The organism is Soonwooa purpurea, assembly GCF_053891095.1.
The window spans coordinates 53067-67223 of sequence record NZ_JBSSMA010000007.1; the positions used below are offsets into that span (position 1 = coordinate 53067).

The 14157-nt window shown below is 34.1% G+C and carries 15 protein-coding genes; 3 read left to right on the plus strand and 12 right to left on the minus strand.

The window, feature by feature from the left end; translation table 11 throughout:
* Window positions 1–90: 90 nt before the first annotated feature.
* Window positions 91–1869 (minus strand): transcription termination factor Rho, encoded by a 1779-nt coding sequence (gene rho / locus ACVFVN_RS08165; RefSeq protein WP_456234885.1) that lies wholly within the window; start codon window positions 1867–1869, stop codon window positions 91–93.
* Window positions 1870–2036: 167 nt separating this feature from the next.
* Between rho and ACVFVN_RS08170 the strand changes: the two genes are divergently transcribed.
* Entirely contained in the window at window positions 2037–2426 is a 390-nt protein-coding gene (locus tag ACVFVN_RS08170) for a DUF4293 family protein (RefSeq protein ID WP_456234886.1), read from the plus strand.
* Between the two features lie 104 nt (window positions 2427–2530).
* Complete coding sequence (locus ACVFVN_RS08175; RefSeq protein WP_456234887.1) at window positions 2531–4369, plus strand: ABC transporter ATP-binding protein; 1839 nt, start codon at window positions 2531–2533, stop codon at window positions 4367–4369.
* 12 nt (window positions 4370–4381) lie between these two features.
* Here ACVFVN_RS08175 and ACVFVN_RS08180 read toward each other — a convergent pair whose 3' ends face one another.
* From ACVFVN_RS08180 to ACVFVN_RS08225, 10 genes are all read right to left on the minus strand, one after another.
* Window positions 4382–4918, minus strand: a complete 537-nt coding sequence (locus tag ACVFVN_RS08180) for a hypothetical protein (RefSeq protein ID WP_456234888.1) — start codon at window positions 4916–4918, stop codon at window positions 4382–4384.
* Between the two features lie 32 nt (window positions 4919–4950).
* A complete protein-coding gene (locus tag ACVFVN_RS08185) occupies window positions 4951–5424 on the minus strand; it encodes a hypothetical protein (RefSeq protein WP_456234889.1) in 474 nt (157 codons plus the stop codon).
* Window positions 5421–5972, minus strand: a complete 552-nt coding sequence (locus tag ACVFVN_RS08190; protein WP_456234890.1) for a hypothetical protein — start codon at window positions 5970–5972, stop codon at window positions 5421–5423. Before ACVFVN_RS08190 ends, ACVFVN_RS08185 begins: the two co-directional genes overlap by 4 nt.
* Before the next feature lie 46 nt (window positions 5973–6018).
* Entirely contained in the window at window positions 6019–7326 is a 1308-nt protein-coding gene (sufD, locus tag ACVFVN_RS08195; RefSeq protein ID WP_456234891.1) for a Fe-S cluster assembly protein SufD, read from the minus strand.
* 50 nt (window positions 7327–7376) lie between these two features.
* A complete protein-coding gene (locus tag ACVFVN_RS08200; protein ID WP_456234966.1) occupies window positions 7377–7778 on the minus strand; it encodes a four helix bundle protein in 402 nt (133 codons plus the stop codon).
* A gap of 30 nt (window positions 7779–7808) precedes the next feature.
* Window positions 7809–8552, minus strand: coding sequence for a Fe-S cluster assembly ATPase SufC (gene sufC, locus ACVFVN_RS08205; RefSeq protein ID WP_456234892.1), 744 nt, complete (start codon window positions 8550–8552; stop codon window positions 7809–7811).
* Between the two features lie 170 nt (window positions 8553–8722).
* A complete protein-coding gene (locus ACVFVN_RS08210) occupies window positions 8723–8986 on the minus strand; it encodes a four helix bundle protein (protein ID WP_456234893.1) in 264 nt (87 codons plus the stop codon).
* Between the two features lie 55 nt (window positions 8987–9041).
* Window positions 9042–10487 carry a Fe-S cluster assembly protein SufB gene (gene sufB / locus ACVFVN_RS08215; protein ID WP_456234894.1) on the minus strand — a complete coding sequence of 482 codons (1446 nt, stop codon included), beginning with the start codon at window positions 10485–10487 and terminating at the stop codon, window positions 9042–9044.
* A gap of 38 nt (window positions 10488–10525) precedes the next feature.
* Window positions 10526–10783, minus strand: a complete 258-nt coding sequence (locus ACVFVN_RS08220) for a four helix bundle protein (protein ID WP_456234967.1) — start codon at window positions 10781–10783, stop codon at window positions 10526–10528.
* A gap of 152 nt (window positions 10784–10935) precedes the next feature.
* The gene (locus ACVFVN_RS08225; protein WP_165134453.1) at window positions 10936–11265 is read right to left on the minus strand and encodes a HesB/IscA family protein; all 330 of its coding nucleotides are present in this window, start codon (window positions 11263–11265) and stop codon (window positions 10936–10938) included.
* A 327-nt stretch (window positions 11266–11592) separates the two neighbouring features.
* Between ACVFVN_RS08225 and ACVFVN_RS08230 the strand changes: the two genes are divergently transcribed.
* Window positions 11593–12393, plus strand: coding sequence for a GLPGLI family protein (locus tag ACVFVN_RS08230; protein ID WP_456234895.1), 801 nt, complete (start codon window positions 11593–11595; stop codon window positions 12391–12393).
* A gap of 30 nt (window positions 12394–12423) precedes the next feature.
* Here the strand turns inward: ACVFVN_RS08230 and ACVFVN_RS08235 are convergent, their stop codons facing one another.
* Window positions 12424–14157, minus strand: a complete 1734-nt coding sequence (locus ACVFVN_RS08235; protein WP_456234896.1) for a hypothetical protein — start codon at window positions 14155–14157, stop codon at window positions 12424–12426.

Sequence of the window (14157 nt, forward strand, 5' to 3'; positions counted from 1 at the left end):
AATACGGTTTAAAATTAATAAAATTTGAGAAACAAAATTACTTTTCATAAAAAAAGCAGAACTTTTTCGGTTCTGCTTTTAATACTCAAATTATTTATTCATGGACATCAAGAATTCTTCATTATTTCTTGTGTTTTTAATATTCTTCATAACGAACTCCATGGCTTCCATAGGATTCATATCTGACAAATACTTTCTCATAATCCACATTCTTTGTTGTGTGACCTCATCTTGAAGAAGATCATCACGACGCGTACTAGATGCAACTAAATCTACTGCTGGATAAATACGTTTGTTTGCAATTTTTCTATCCAATTGCAATTCCATATTACCTGTTCCTTTAAATTCTTCGAAAATCACTTCGTCCATTTTGGAACCTGTATCGATCAAGGCTGTTGCTATAATAGTTAAAGAACCGCCTCCTTCAATTTTTCTGGCCGCTCCGAAGAAACGTTTTGGCTTATGAAGCGCATTGGCATCAACACCACCAGAAAGAATTTTTCCCGAAGCGGGCGTTACGGTATTATAAGCTCTCGCCAAACGCGTAATGGAATCTAACAAAATAACGACGTCATGACCACATTCTACCATACGTTGTGCTTTTGACAAGACCAAATTGGCAACTTTAACATGTTTTTCCGCTGCTTCGTCAAATGTGGATGCAATAACTTCTGCATTCACGCTACGTTGCATGTCAGTAACTTCTTCCGGACGCTCGTCAATCAAAAGTACTATCATGTAAGCTTCTGGATGATTGGCAGAGATGGCATTGGCGATATCTTTTAACAAAATCGTTTTACCCGTTTTGGGTTGTGCCACAATCATAGCACGTTGTCCTTTACCGATAGGCGCAAAAAGATCCACAATTCTTGTTGAAATGGTTGAATTTCGTCCAGCCAAATTAAACTTCTCTTGTGGGAAAAGTGGTGTGAGATATTCGAATGCAACACGATCTTTAATAAATTCTAAATCGCGACCATTCACTTCTGTCGGTTTTTGAAGTGAGAAATATTTTTCACCTTCTTTTGGAAGCCTTACAATACCTTTTACAGAATCTCCCGTTTTCAAACCATAATTACGAATTTGATTGGTCGAAACGTAAACATCATCTGGTGAAGAAATATAACTAAAATCCGATGAACGTAGGAATCCGTAATTGTCTGGGAGTATTTCTAAAACCCCCTCTATTGTTACCAAACCATCAAAATTGAACTCTTTCTTCGCAGACACTTCTTCCTGCTGAGTATTTTGTTCTTTATTTTGATTGTTGTTATTATTTTGTTGTTGGCTACCGCGATTCTGGTGTTGTTGACCTTGGGAATTTTTGTGTTGATTTTGCGGTTTTGGAGTATGTTGTTGTTTTGGAGCAACCTCTTCAGTAGGCTTATCCGTTGGAGTAGCTTCTATACTACTCTCTTCTTTTACTAGCTCTTCAGATTGGCTCTCTGTAGATTTTGCCATTCTTTTGCGAGGTTTTTTATCTTGCAGGTTTGCATTTGCTTCTGCTTTTGGCTTTGTTTCGGCAACAACCTCTTCTTTGGAAGCTTCTGGGGCTAATTCTATCTTCACCTCTTCTTTTGAAAGCTCTTCAGAAGCTTGTACATCTGGTTTTGCTTTGGGCTTTCTACCAGGCTTTTTTGCTGCTGGTTTTTGTTCTGGTTGTATTTCTTTATTTTCCACTTCCTTCATTGGTTGGTTGTTGGCTTCTAGATAAGATTTTATTTCGTTGGGATGGGTCGACTGATAATCTAAAATCGCAAAAACCACTTGTTCGTGTTCTGGTTTTCTACCGATTTTAACGCCTAACTCTTTAGAAATATGAGTCAATTCGTCGAGCGACTTTGACTTCAGCGTATCAATGTTAAACATAAATGTTGTAAAAAATTGTATTTTAAAACTTTGTAAGTAAGACAGTTAAACCAGGTGGTTTATGATTTTCTGAATGATTACTATGCAAATCTACATTAATTTTTGAAATACGCAAAAATTATTTTAAATTTGCTTAATCTTTTAAAGATAAAGTAGATACTAAAAGTATGATCCAAAGAATACAGTCTGTAACAATGTTCTTTGCTGTGTTATCAGCAGTCTTTTTATTTATAACATCTCAAGATGTTATTCTTATTGAAGGCATCCCTGTAATGATGTTAATATGTATCGCACTAGTCCTTCTAGGACTTCTAAGCATTTTTAGCTTTAAAAATAGAAAAAGACAAATACTGCTGAATAACGTCAGTATGATTATAAACGCTTTGTTGATCGGTTTATTAGGGTATTGGTTACTAAGTTTATCCGGAGGAATTAACTTTCCTGAGAAGGGTATTGAGCCTATTTTTCCAATCATGGCTATTGTATTTTTGCTCATGAGCAATTTATACATTCGTCGCGATGAGAAGCTCGTAAAATCTGTAGACAGACTTCGATAGACGTAACAACGATTTTTTTGAGTTTGAAACAGTTCCTTTTTTTTAAGGAGCTGTTTTTTTGTTATTGGTGAAATACATTACATTTGTAGCTTAATATAATATTAATGAATTTATATCGACGAATTCTAAAATTTGCCGCTCCTCATCAAAAATACATCTACGCGAGTTTATTTTTTAACATTCTATATTCATTATTCCAGATTGCATCACTAGGAACAATCCTTCCAGTTTTGGGTATGCTTTTCGGAACAATCAAAATGGATAAGGTCTTAGACAAGCCAATATACGACGGCCATATTACGCATTATTTTGGTTATCTTAAAGATTATTCTTATTACTTTATTCAATCTCAAGTTATAGAAAAAGGTGCGCTCCAAGTATTATTTTGGCTGTGTATTATCACAGCATTTATGTTTTTGCTAAGAAACATTTTCCGTTATCTAGGCGCTTTTACATTAATCTACTACAGAGTTGGCGTTACCAAAGATTTGCGAAGTGCGATGTATAATAAAGTCTTGGCTTTACCAGTTTCCTTTTTTACAGAACAAAGAAAAGGCGACATGATGTCGAGAATGTCCAATGATGTTGGCGAAGTTGAAAACAACATTCTTGGAAGTTTGGTAGATCTCATCAACTCACCATTTATGCTAATTAGCACTTTGGTAACATTGTTTTATCTAAGTCCGCAATTAACTTTATTTAGTCTCATTGTCCTTCCTATCATGGGAACTTTGATATCTTTTCTTGGTAAAAGTCTTAAAAGACATTCTCATGACGCACAAAACGAATTAGGGAATATCTTTTCTATCGTTGATGAAACATTAAAATCTTCAAAAATCATTAAAATTTTCAATGCTGACAAGCTGCTGAGTTCCCGTTTCTCCAACTCGATGACCAATTGGATCAACTACTCTGTAAAACTCGGACGCAAAAAAGAACTAGCGTCACCAATGAGTGAATTTTTAGGCGCCGTAACTTTTCTTATTATCACTTGGTATGGGGGAAAAGAAATTATTGTTAACAAAAGCATCAGCCCAGAAGATTTCTTAGTTTTCTTGGGAATATTCTTCCAAATTTTAGCGCCTATCAAAAGTCTTTCTTCATCTATATCGAATGTACAAAAAGCAGAAGCTTCTCTGGTGCGCGTTATGGATATTTTGGATGCCGATGTTAAGGTTGATGAAATCCCAAATCCAGTTCCTATTTCTGAACTTAAACATAAAATCTCTTTTGAAAATGTTGGCTTTTACTACAACCAAGAACATTTAATTTTAAAGAATTTCAACCTAGAAATTAAGAAAGGACAAACCGTCGCTTTGGTCGGACAAAGTGGAAGCGGAAAAACAACTATTGCTAACTTGTTAACGCGATTCTATGACGTTTCTGAAGGCAGTATTAATATTGATGGTGTTAATATTAAAAACCTAAATCTCAAACAATACCGCTCCATTCTCGGCATGGTCACACAAGAGTCGGTTTTGTTTAACGATAGTATTTACAACAATATCGCGATGGGCAAAGAAAACGCAACGCGAGAAGAAATTATCGATGCAGCAAAAATTGCCAACGCCCATAACTTCATAGAAAGCCTCCCAAATGGCTACGAAACCAATATTGGCGATGATGGCAACAAACTATCAGGTGGCCAAAAACAACGTGTGTCTATCGCGCGTGCGGTTCTTAAAAACCCACCAATTATGATTCTCGATGAGGCAACTTCTGCTTTGGATACCGAGTCTGAGCGTTTTGTACAAGATGCTTTAGAAAAAATGATGGAAAACAGAACTTCATTGGTTATTGCACACCGATTATCAACCATACAAAAAGCAGATCACATCGTCGTTATGGAAAAAGGAGAAATTGTGGAGCAAGGCAATCACCATAATCTTATGGAGAAAAATGGCGTCTATCGCAAGTTGGTAGAACTACAAAATTTTGAGTAAGATTTTTCTAAGCTACTTAGGCCCTATTATTTTTTCGGTATTATCTAAGACTTTTAAAAAATCTAAAAGACGTTCTTTTTCTTCAGCATATTTTAGTTGAAGTACAGATCCATCGCCCATTCTTTTATAATATTCTAAAGCTTTTTCGCCAAAGAATTTTTTGTGATAGTCGCTAACATCGGGGACATTTGGGAAGTCCGTATGAAATAACATTTCGTTATAAGCTTGCCATTCGCGTTCGTTTTTGTCCTCGAGTTTTACTTCTGGTGATTTTTGTCGAACATGCAACATCTCATGCGCTAGCATATTAATCACCAAATTAAAATCAAAATCAAATAAATTACGAGGTATCATCACCATTTGACGCTCACCAATATCGCCGTTTGCCGTTAGTAAAATTGAATTTTTCTCCAACTCATCTCGAAAACCAAAACCTTCTAAATTAGGATGATCTAAGCCAAATTCATACACCAGAAAATTAGCCAAATCGAGAATTTGATTATTCGATTTATAAGCATTAATATTAAACATCAGTTGATCGTGGGTCATCTCAAAATTTTCACTAAAATAAAAAACTTCGTTTACAATTTGGATTTTTTGTAAGTTTTAAAAATTCTCTCTCTCCGTAACGTCATCACTTTAACTTTTCGAAAAGGTTTAATCACTCTTTTAACTGGACTTAGCGTTCGTAGATAGATTGTAACCACCAAAGAAATGCAGGCTGCAGTTCCCAAAGCGCCACCAAAGCCTTTAAACTCTTTGGAAATGTTATTGTAAATTAATACAAATAAAATAGGCGCAATAAAAAGATTGAAATTTTTATAATGCTTTCTTGACGAAATCATCCCGATGAAAGTGGAACCAATCACGATAAAAGGAATATCTTTCGGAAAATCAAAATGCCAAAACCAAGTATTGAGTTGGTAAATTCCGCCCGTAATGGTTGCAATTAAACCTGATGCTCGAACGGGACCTAATTTCAAATTCTTATTCAGAAAATAAGTTAGCCAAGTGGCAGAAATTGCCAAAATAATACTGAAAACAAGCAACATCATGGCAAAATAAGTTTATAAATTAAATAAGCATAAAAAACGCCCATAAAAGCTAATGTTCCCAATTTTCCGCCAATTCCGTGAAAATAATGTTGCGAAAAAGAGTAAAAAATTCCCGTTAAAAAAGTGGCTAAAAAAATAAAAACATATCCATACGGAAGTTGCGTCATCCCAATGAAAGCGCCACAATAAATGACAATTGGCCAATGCGAAGCAGATTCGAATTTCTTATTGAGATTTCTCGTGAAACTTCCCACAAAACCCACCAAACCTGCCGACAAAACGGTATTGAAGCCTAATTGAGATTGTAGAAAATAAGTCGTACAACTTCCTATTAAAAACCAAATAAAAATAACAAAATGAAAATCATTTTTCTGAGAAATGTGAAGGCGATGCCTTTTTCTGTACGATAAAAACATTCCCAAAACGACTAATGAAAAAGCAATGACAAACCACGATTTCAATGGTTTTTCCTTAATAATAGCCACCACAAAATACACTTGGGCAGCAATAAAAAGCAATAGTAATATTCGAGGTAAAAGCTTCTTCAATTTATTTAATAAAAAAAGGGCGAAAATGCCCTTTTAAATTTTTATGTTATTCAACAACTAAATCCACTCCCAATTTCTCTGCTAAAAGCGAGGAAACCTTTTGTTTCAATGGCTCTATGTCGATATTTTGCATGGCATCATGAGCAAAAGCATATAACAATAAAGCTCTAGCTTCTTTCTCGGAAATTCCACGTGCACGAAGATAAAATAAAGCTTCACTATCCAATTGTCCAACTGTGCAACCGTGAGAACATTTTACATCATCTGCAAAAATTTCCAGCTGTGGTTTGGTATCAATTGTTGCACCTTCGTTCAACAAAACATTGTTATTTTGCTGATAAGCATTGGTTTTTTGAGCAATTTTATCAACAAAAACTTTTCCGTTGAAAACACCATGAGATTTTCCACCAAAAATTCCTTTATAGTTTTGGTAAGACTCACAATGCGGCGTTTTGTGATGAACTGCGGTATGATGATCCACCAATTGTTCGTGATCAATCACCGTAATTCCGTTCATAAAAGAGTTGATATTTTCTCCATTATGAATGAAATCTAAGTTATTACGAACCAATTTCCCACCAAAAGAAAACGTATTTACCGTCGCTAAACTGTCTCTTTCTTGTTTTGCGTAAGTGCTATCAATTAAATACGATGTATCGCTATCGTTTTGAAGTTTATGCCAATCCGCTTTTGCATTTGAATATGCAAAAATCTCAGTTACTGAATTCGTGAACACAAAACTTTCATCAAAATTATGGTGACTTTCAATGATTTCTACTTTTGAACCTTCTTCAACAATTAATAAATTTCGCGTATTGTAAAACGTGTTTTCTTGCTGATTTTGAGAAAGATAAAACACATGAATTGGTCTTTCAATCACTGTATTTTTGGGAACATGAAGGAAGAATCCGAATTTGCAATACGCTTCATTCAAATCCACAAAAGGATTGTTTTCTAAAGCGATGGTATTGAAATATTTTTCGAAAACGCTCTTATGTTTTTCGTCATTCAAAGCATAATTGAAAGAAAGCATCTCTACATTTCCGATGGAAATTTTAGACAGCTCCTTGTGCAATTCGCCATTTACAAAAACGATGTAATCGAAATTTTCTTCCCCCAAATGCAATTCATCAATCTGTTCTTTGGTGATGTGATGCTCTTTGGTCGCGAAAAAATTGTAGTTTTTTTCGGTAATTTCCTTAAGGTTGGTGTATTTATATTCTTCGTCTTTTTTCGTTGGGAAGCCAATTTTCTCAAACTTTTTCAAAGCCTGAATTCTGTTGTCATCCAAAAAACGATGACTTAGAGTTCCTAAAAAATCCGAATGATTATTTGTAATTTGTTCTAATATCATATTTGAAATTTGAGGTTTGAGATTTGAAATTCATGATGTTAAACCTTAGTTCATTCACCATTATTACTATTGAATTTATTTCCTTTATGAGTTGAATTTTTCAGATAGTTAATAAATCCCGAAAGTTTTTTTGAAATCTCTAAACTCTCATTTTTTAGTTTTAAATAAGTTTCTTCGTCTAAATATTTTCTATCAAATGCTCTTATAAGTTGCGATCGAACTTCTCCCGCAGACCCTTTGGATATTGCTAAAAAATTAACAAATTCACGATTGCCTTCTCTTTCGAAACCTTCAGCGATATTATCCATTATCGACGAAGAAGCTCTGTCAATTTGTGTTTTATCATACCTTTGAAATCTATCATTGAGCAAACAATTTTGATGAATAGACTCGCAAAATTTTCTAGCATTTTGCCAAATTTCCAAATCTTCAAAATTATTTATCGTTCCCACAATTTCAAATTTCAAATATCGAATCTCGAATTATTTCAGTAGCCAATCGTAGCCTTTATCTTCTAATTCTAGAGCCAAAGATTTGTCGCCTGTTTTAATGATTTTCCCGTCCGCTAAAACGTGTACAAAATCTGGTTGAATATAATTCAAAAGTCTTTGGTAGTGCGTAATCAAAAGAACTGCATTGCCTTCGTTTCTGAATTTATTCACGCCATCAGCAACAATTCTTAAGGCGTCGATATCCAAACCTGAATCGGTTTCGTCCAAAATAGCTAATTTGGGATTCAGCATCATCATTTGGAAAATCTCGTTTCTTTTCTTTTCACCACCCGAAAAACCTTCGTTTAATGAACGAGAAAGGAAATCTTTTTTAATTTCCAAAAGCTCAGATTTTTCACGAATTAAAGCCAACATTTCTTTTGCAGGCATTTCTTCTAAACCATTTGCTTTACGAGTTTCATTCAAAGCTGCTTTGATGAAATTGGTCACCGAAACTCCCGGAATTTCCACTGGATATTGGAAAGACAAGAAAATTCCTTTGTGAGCTCTTTCTTCGGGAGCATCTTCGTTGATGTTTTCACCTTCGAAAAGGATTTCACCATCGGTCACTTCATAATCTTCTTTCCCTGCAATTACAGACGAAAGTGTAGATTTACCAGCGCCGTTCGGACCCATAATAGCGTGAACTTCACCTGGTTTTATTTCTAAATTAATTCCTTTTAAAATTTCTGCGCCATCTTCAATTTGGGCGTGGAGATTATTTATTTTTAACATAATTCTAATGTGGTAATTTGAGAATGTGATAATGTGGTAATTTGAGAATGTGGTAATTATTGATTTGAGATTTTAAAAAAATATCTCGCTATTTAATTACCTGATTATCTCATTATTCTATCTCATTTTAGATGTTATAATTATTTTATTTATAATATTTTCTATTTCTTTTAATTCTGAATTAAATCCTCACAATTGGGATAACTTTCAGAATGTTGACAAAGCAAAAGCCAATAATTAGTTTCTTCTATTTCTTTCGCAGCGATTTTAAATTTATGTATAAAATCGTTATAACTTTCAGAGTTCTGAGCTTCTCGGGCATTCGCTCCAATCGAAGTTCCAGATCTGAGAAGTTGATTGGAAATCACAAATTTCTTTTGTCCATGTAGTAATTCGCAATATTTGATAACATTTAATGAAAAATCAAAAGTCATTTTTAATATAACATTCTCTTTCATTATCTAATTATCACATTTTCAAATTAACTAATTATCCTACCGATCCCTCAAGTGAAATTTCTAATAATTTCTGAGCTTCGATGGCGAATTCCATTGGCAGTTTGTTTAAAACTTCTTTTGAGAATCCGTTTACGATTAATGCAATGGCTCTTTCGGTATCAATTCCTCTTTGGTTACAATAGAAAATTTGATCTTCACCAATTTTTGAAGTCGTTGCTTCGTGTTCCAATTGTGCTGAAGGATCTTTTATTTCAATATAGGGGAAAGTATGCGCTCCACATTCATTACCCATCAACAAAGAGTCACACTGAGAGAAATTTCTCGCTCCTTTTGCAGAAGGCATCACTTTTACCAATCCCCGATAAGAATTGTTAGATTTTCCAGCAGAAATACCTTTCGAAATAATCGTCGATTTGGTATTTTTTCCGATGTGAATCATTTTCGTTCCTGTATCGGCGTATTGGTGATTATTGGTCACCGCAATCGAATAAAATTCGCCTACAGAATTGTCACCTTTCAAAATACATGAAGGATATTTCCAGGTTACTGCAGAACCAGTTTCTACTTGTGTCCAAGAGATTTTTGCGTTTTTCTCGCACATTCCTCTTTTGGTTACAAAATTGAAAACACCTCCTTTTCCTTCTTCATTTCCTGGATACCAGTTTTGAACCGTAGAATATTTAATTTCAGCATCATCCATTGCGATAAGCTCTACAACGGCTGCATGAAGCTGATTTTCATCTCTTGAAGGCGCCGTGCAACCTTCCAAATACGAAACGTAAGAACCTTCATCAGCAATTAACAGTGTTCTTTCGAACTGACCAGTTCCTGCCTGATTGATACGGAAATAAGTAGAAAGTTCCATTGGACATCTCACGCCTTTTGGAATATAGCAGAACGATCCATCAGAAAATACCGCCGAATTTAAAGCTGCATAAAAATTATCACCTCTCGGAACCACTGTTCCCAAGTATTTTTTAACTAAATCTGGGTGATTTTTGATGGCTTCCGAAATGGAACAGAAAATAATTCCTTTTTCCATCAAGGTTTCTTGGAAAGTGGTTTTCACAGAAACAGAATCCATTACGATATCTACCGCAACCCCTGTTAAACGCTTCTGTTCTTCGATATTAATACCTAACTTTTCGAAAGTTTTCAAAAGTTCAGGATCCACCTCATCCAAACTTGCCAATTCTGGTTTCACTTTTGGAGCAGCATAATAACGAATCGCCTGAAAATCTGGCTTTTCGTATTTGATATTTGCCCATGTTGGTTCTTTCATTTTTTGCCAAATTCTGAAAGATTCCAAACGCCAATTCGTCATCCATTCTGGTTCTTCCTTCTTTTCAGAAATTGCACGAACGATATCTTCATTCAGTCCAGTAGGGAAATCTTCATAATCGATTTTGGTTTCCCAACCGAATTCGTATTTTTTATTTTCTAGATCTACTCTTAGATCGTCTTCTGTATATTTCATAGTATTTAGAGATTTGGAAATTTAGAGATTTAGAAATTCTAAATCGTTTTTTCCAAATACTTTATAAAATGGTAAATTTCTTTTGTCATCACCAAACATTCCTCATTTAAATTTTGAAATGTTTCTTCGTCAGTCTTTTCTAATTCAAATAAAACTCGAAGCATATTTCTTACTTCTGCACAATTTTCTTTTGCAATCCACAAAAAGTGGATAAATTGTTTGTTGCTTCCGTATTCAGAACCTTCAGCAATATTATTAGAAATAGATAATGTTGCTCTTTTAATTTGATCTTTAATTGAAAACTATCTTTGCAAAGTTTCGTGATTAAGAATTTTAAAAACTTTAACAGTAAATGAAATTACTTTTTGATAAATAGGAAAACTTTCAAATGAAACCGTCATATCTAATCTCTAAATTTCCAAATCTCTTAATCTCTTATCTTATATTCTTACAAAGAAAAACTCTCTCCGCAACCGCAAGTTCTTGCAGCATTGGGATTATTAAAAACGAAACCTTTACCGTTCAAACCTCCAGAATACTCCAAAATGGTTCCCGCTAGATAAAGAATAGATTTTTTATCGATTATGACTTTAACGCCATTATCTTCAAAAACCTGATCGGCTTCTTCTTTTTTGTCATCAAACTTTAGGACATATTCAAGTCCAGAGCAACCTCCACTCTTAACGCCCACTCTTATATAATCGGTTTCAGGATTGAAGCCTTCCTCAGTCATTAACTGTGCCGCTTTGGCTTTTGCCTGATCTGAAACTTTAATCATTTTTATTTAGAATTAATTTAGACTACAAAAATACAACATATATTCCGCAATCTCAAATCGATAGATTCTATTTTAATAATTTAAGATTTACTTAAAGAATTTAACGAAATCTTCGAGTCATATAACCTATTCAATTCTAAGGTAAAATTAACAATAAATGATTATTATGATAAAACCATCAAAATAAATCACGTTAAAATATTGAATTAAAAATAAATCTATTTTTGTATGGCTTGTAAAATGGAAACTTAAAATTCATCATTCTTTACACCTTAATAATACAGATTTAACTTTTCAAATTTTAACTTGTCTAAAACAAAAAACAATATGAAATATATTTTTAGCATACTATGCTTTACTATTTTCCAATTTGGATATTCTCAAGCAACACGATTTATTTATCAGGCTACCATGACACCCGATTCTACTAATGTTTCAAAAAAAACTGAACGTGTTTATCTTGATATTGATGGACCAAACTCTACTTTCTATTCAGAAAATCGTGCAAAGCGAGATTCCGTAATGAATCGTATGCGACAAACTCGGAATTTCGATCGTAGCCAAATGCAAGATTTAAGATCGGGTATCGATTTTACAGTTGAAAAAAATCTAGTACAGCAGAATATAAATTTTAAACAACGCCTTGGCAGAGATCAATATACATACGCCGAAAACATCCCTAATAATTGGACAATTTTACCAGAAACTATAAAAATTGGAAATTATCAAACGCAAAAGGCCCAAATCCAATATGGTGGCCGAATTTGGTATGCATGGTTCACGCCAGAAGTGCCTTTGCAAGATGGTCCGTATAAATTTGGTGGATTACCTGGTTTGATTATAAAACTCGAAGACAGCAAAGGCGATTACAGTTTTGATTTGATGGAAAGCAAGAAAATCCCAAACCTACAATCACCACAAAGTCGAAGTCAAGACATCAGAATTACTAAAGAAAAATTCATGGTGACGCAGAAAAAATTCATGGAAGACCCAAGTAGCTTTATGGGTAATATGACCGGAAACAATCGTCGGTCTGCGCAAGGTACAAATCCTCGCCAAATGCAAGATGCACAAAAAAAACGACTCGAAGAATTGGCATCACGCAATAATCCTATTGAACTAAAATAAAAATAACCGAGTTTGTCACTCGGTTATTTTTTATGCTTTTCTTTGTTCTTTAATATCTTTAATTTTGGTTTCAAAGTAGTCTGTTTTTTCAGGATATTTTAATTTCAAAATTTCAAAAGCTTTAATGGCTTTGGAATACAGTTTTTGCTCCAAATAAAGATTCGCCAAAGTCTCGGTCATCAGATGTGAGATATCTTCTTTTTTCTCTTTTATTATGAAATTCGGTTCATCTTTCAACTGCGAAATCTTTGGTTGATTTTCGATAAATTGGTCAATCGCTTTTTGCTTTTTAATTTCTTTATCTTTTTCAATTTCTTCTGAGCGATCGATCTTTAACCAACTTTGCCACGTATTGATAAACTGACTAACATTACTTTTTTCTGTTTTATTTTCTAAAACATTTTCCTCAATATTATCCTCAGAGACTAAAATTTGTTCTGGAGTTATTTCTTCTTTATCTTGTAAAACTTCTTTTACACCAGAATCTTCATCTTTCACAATAGAAACCGATTCTCCAAAAAATGACACATTGAAAATAGGACGTTTGTCCTCCATAATTTCTGTTGATTCTTCTAGATTTGAATGGTCTGTTTCTAAAATCTCAGCCGCTTGATTTTCCTGCAAGTGAGCCACTTCCTCAGTTTGTATGGTTTCCGTTTTATCTAAAACTTGTTGTGAAACTGGATCGGAAGCCACTTTCCCAATTAAAGCATCGGGCTGATGTGTATCGATTGACATTGGCTTCCAAGTTGAATTTTCTATTTTTTCAATAATTTCTGGAACTGTATTATCTTCTTGAACGCTTGTTTCAACGACTGTTTTTTCAGCATTTTCTATTTTAGACTCTTCTAATGCTGACACATCAACTTCTTCGTTGAAAGGTCCAAAGTCCAGATTTTTTTCAGAAGTTTCTTCAACTTCGTCTAGAACAGGAAGATTTTGTTTTTGAGTTTTTTTCCCAAAAGCAATATCAACATCTTTGTGCTCCTTAACTTCAAACTTTGGTGGATTCAGAAATTGATGATGATTTTTAGGAACCGAAAATTTAACTTCTGGCAGAAAGTCATCAATTGCTTCAAAACTTACATCTTTGTTAACTTCTTCTTTAATTTCGGGCACAGTCAGCTCTTCAGTAATAATATCTTCTTTAGAAGTTTCCTCGACAATTATTTCAGTTTCTTCTGTTGATGTTTGTATGCTAGACGGATTAGAGTTATCAATAAATTCTTTTTGATTGTCGTTGAAGACATCTTTTTCCTTTTGAGATAGAATTTCTTTTTCGTCATTATTAACAACGACATCACTACTATCTTCCTTAGTCGAATCCCGCTTTATGTGCTGTTCAAGATTTTCTTCAATCGGTTTGTCTGTCTTGATAATTTCTGTTAGAAGAGTTCCTTCATCTTGTGTTTCAGCAGGATCGCTAGCTTTTACTTCTTCAATTTTATCTTCAGAAATGGGCTTCATGACTTCTGAAGCTTTCTCTTTTTCATCTTCTAAAATAGGTGCCGAAATCGCCTGAGATTCTTCTAGACTTTTTTTATTAATAAATTGATACAGAATTTTCTTGTCCGTTGTATAGGCTGCCGTTGTTGTCAAAACGTCCTTATAACGCTCTGGCATGTAAAGATGAATCCCATACAAATAAAGCGCTCGTACATTTTGGATGTACGGCGTATGTTCGATTTGTTTTTCGAGAAGTTGAAGGTCTGTATTCTGTATCAGCGACGGTTGCTGAAGAAGTTCTATAATTCTTGCATTCAT

Coding starts and splice junctions, on each gene's coding strand:
- rho (WP_456234885.1), bottom strand. CDS start 1,869: ATGTTTAACATTGATACGCTGAAGTCAAAGTCGCTCGACGAATTGACT.
- ACVFVN_RS08170 (WP_456234886.1), top strand. CDS start 2,037: ATGATCCAAAGAATACAGTCTGTAACAATGTTCTTTGCTGTGTTATCA.
- ACVFVN_RS08175 (WP_456234887.1), top strand. CDS start 2,531: ATGAATTTATATCGACGAATTCTAAAATTTGCCGCTCCTCATCAAAAA.
- ACVFVN_RS08180 (WP_456234888.1), bottom strand. CDS start 4,918: ATGACCCACGATCAACTGATGTTTAATATTAATGCTTATAAATCGAAT.
- ACVFVN_RS08185 (WP_456234889.1), bottom strand. CDS start 5,424: ATGATGTTGCTTGTTTTCAGTATTATTTTGGCAATTTCTGCCACTTGG.
- sufD (WP_456234891.1), bottom strand. CDS start 7,326: ATGATATTAGAACAAATTACAAATAATCATTCGGATTTTTTAGGAACT.
- sufC (WP_456234892.1), bottom strand. CDS start 8,552: ATGTTAAAAATAAATAATCTCCACGCCCAAATTGAAGATGGCGCAGAA.
- ACVFVN_RS08210 (WP_456234893.1), bottom strand. CDS start 8,986: ATGACTTTTGATTTTTCATTAAATGTTATCAAATATTGCGAATTACTA.
- sufB (WP_456234894.1), bottom strand. CDS start 10,487: ATGAAATATACAGAAGACGATCTAAGAGTAGATCTAGAAAATAAAAAA.
- ACVFVN_RS08225 (WP_165134453.1), bottom strand. CDS start 11,265: ATGATTAAAGTTTCAGATCAGGCAAAAGCCAAAGCGGCACAGTTAATG.
- ACVFVN_RS08230 (WP_456234895.1), top strand. CDS start 11,593: ATGAAATATATTTTTAGCATACTATGCTTTACTATTTTCCAATTTGGA.
- ACVFVN_RS08235 (WP_456234896.1), bottom strand. CDS start 14,157: ATGAATGCAAGAATTATAGAACTTCTTCAGCAACCGTCGCTGATACAG.